Origin of the sequence: Mediterranea sp. An20 (assembly GCF_002160055.1) — a bacterium.
GTDB lineage: Bacteria > Bacteroidota > Bacteroidia > Bacteroidales > Bacteroidaceae > Bacteroides > Bacteroides avicola.
On record NZ_NFJV01000064.1, the window covers coordinates 1 to 2,311 of the forward strand.

The following is a 2,311-nucleotide window of genomic DNA, read 5'->3' on the forward strand; positions in this document are numbered from 1 at the left end:
GTTGCACGCGAGGAATTCTTCCCCTTGGATGAGACCTTGATGAGCCAGTTGAAGCCCCGTATTTCTTGGGGTACGCTGGGCAACCAGAACACCTCTTCCTATTATCCCATGTATCTGTCACAGTCCGTAACTCCCAATGGAGGTGGATGGTTGATGGACGGTGCTTATCCCACGGTGGCTTCTGTGCCCGGTTCTATCAGCTCTACGCTGACCTGGGAAACCGTACAGTCGCTGAACGTCGGCTTCGACCTGGCCATGTTCAACAGCCGCTTTACCGCCAACTTCGACTACTTTATCCGCAAGACTTTGGACATGGTAGGCCCTGCTGCCGAGATTGCCCATATCTATGGTACCAGCATGCCGTCTACCAACAATACGGACTTGAAGACGAAAGGTTGGGAACTTGCCCTTAACTGGCGCGACCAGATAGGATCAGTCGGTTACAATGTTGGTTTCAATATCTCGGATTCCCGTTCGTTTGTAGAGCGCTATCCCAACGAGTCCTAGTCTTTGTCTACCTATTACGAAGGCCAGGAACTGAATGACATCTGGGGATATGTGACACATGGCATAGCTAAGAGCCAGGCCGAAATGGACGAATGGCTGGTGAATAATACTCCTTCCTGGGGTTCGGGCTGGACAGAAGGTGACATTATGTACACGGACCAGAATGGGGACGGCATTATCAACACGGGCGCCAATACGCTGAGCGATCCGGGCGATATGGTGAAACTGGGTAACAGCACGCCGCGTTTCCGCTTCGGTCTGACTATGGGCCTGGATTGGAAAGGCATTGATTTCAGCATGTTCTGGCAGGGTGTGGCCAAGCGTGATCTGTGGCTCGACGGTCCTGTATTCTGGGGATTGAGTGGCGGCGAATGGCAGTCTACCGGTCTGGAACCGCATCTGGACTACTACCGTCCGGAGAATACGACTTCTGTGTTCGGTCCGAATACGGATGCTTATTTCCCCCGTCCTTATATGAGTGACACCAAGAACCAACAGGTGCAAAGCCGCTACATGCAAAACGGCGCCTACATGCGTTTGAAGAATATCCAGTTGGGTTATACCTTGCCCAAGAAAGTAATGGATAAGATAGGCATGGAATACATCCGCTTCTATGTCAGCGCAGAGAACATACTGACTATCTCAAGCCTGCCCAACGGCTTTGACCCGGAAACTGCTTATTCCGGTTATACGGGCAGCAACTCCGGTAAGACGTATCCGCTCCAGGCAACGGTGTCGTTTGGTGTAAATGTAACATTCTAACAATAACTGATATTACGATGAAAAAGACAATATTTTATTCACTTATATTCGCGGCAGGGCTGACAACCACTTCCTGCAACGATTTCTTGGATCTGGAACCCATCACCAGCGTGTCTACTACAGACTATCTGTATGCTGAGGGTGACTTGGGCGCTTATGCAGCCAATTTGTATGGCAACTTGCCTTCACACGGTACCGGGTATGATTTGGGACTGTTTGACGATGATAATGGAACGGACAACCAGACGGCAGCCTCGCCCAGTACCCTGTTTGTGACGGGACAGACGTATGTGGGCGATTATTCCCTGTGGAATTCTTACTTCTCTGTGATACGTGCTGCAAACTATTTCCTGGAAAGAGTTCCGGAACGGTACGCGAATGGTGAGATAACCGGTTTAGACGCAAATATTAGACATTATATCGGCGAGATGTATTTCTTCCGTGCTTATTTCTATTTCCTGGCGTTGAAGAATCTGGGCGACTTTCCCATTCTGACCACTACGCTGACCGATGATTACAACGTTGTCCGGGAGGCTTCGCAACGCCGTCCGCGCAATGAAGTGGCGCGTTTCATCATCTCTGATTTGGACCTGGCTTATGACTACATGCTGGCTACTCCTCCCATGACCAACCGCCTGACACGCGATTGTGCCGCCCTGATGAAGAGCCGTGTGGCCTTGTTTGAAGGTACGTGGGAGAAATACCATGCCAATACGGCATTCGTGCCCAACGGACCGGGATGGCCGGGTGCCGAGATGAGCTACCTGAGCGGTTACGAGTATAATGCGGATGAGGAAATCCGTTTCTTCCTGCAAGAAGCCATCGAAGCTGCCGACATCGTTGCACAGGGGCATGGTCTCTATGGCGACTATGCGGCTATGTTCAACTCGGTAGATTTGAGCGGCATGGATGAAATCCTGCTCTGGAGACAATATAGCACCAGCTCCGATGCTACTTCCACTCACTGGACAGTGGACTACCTGCAACGCAACGGAAGCGGCAATACGGGATATACCCGCTCTATGGTCGATTCTTATTTGAT

At 50.9% G+C, this 2,311-nt stretch carries 3 protein-coding genes; all 3 read left to right on the forward strand.

Annotated elements, in window-relative coordinates; genetic code table 11:
* On the forward strand, nucleotides 1-507 hold a 507-nt coding region (locus tag B5F34_RS18025; RefSeq protein WP_239449025.1), incomplete at its 5' end, for a TonB-dependent receptor.
* 3 nt (nucleotides 508-510) lie between these two features.
* Nucleotides 511-1,269 carry a hypothetical protein gene (locus B5F34_RS18030; RefSeq protein WP_239449026.1) on the forward strand — a complete coding sequence of 253 codons (759 nt, stop codon included), beginning with the start codon at nucleotides 511-513 and terminating at the stop codon, nucleotides 1,267-1,269.
* A gap of 17 nt (nucleotides 1,270-1,286) precedes the next feature.
* The coding region (locus tag B5F34_RS17075; protein ID WP_204245636.1) for a RagB/SusD family nutrient uptake outer membrane protein at nucleotides 1,287-2,311 on the forward strand (1,025 nt) is incomplete at its 3' end.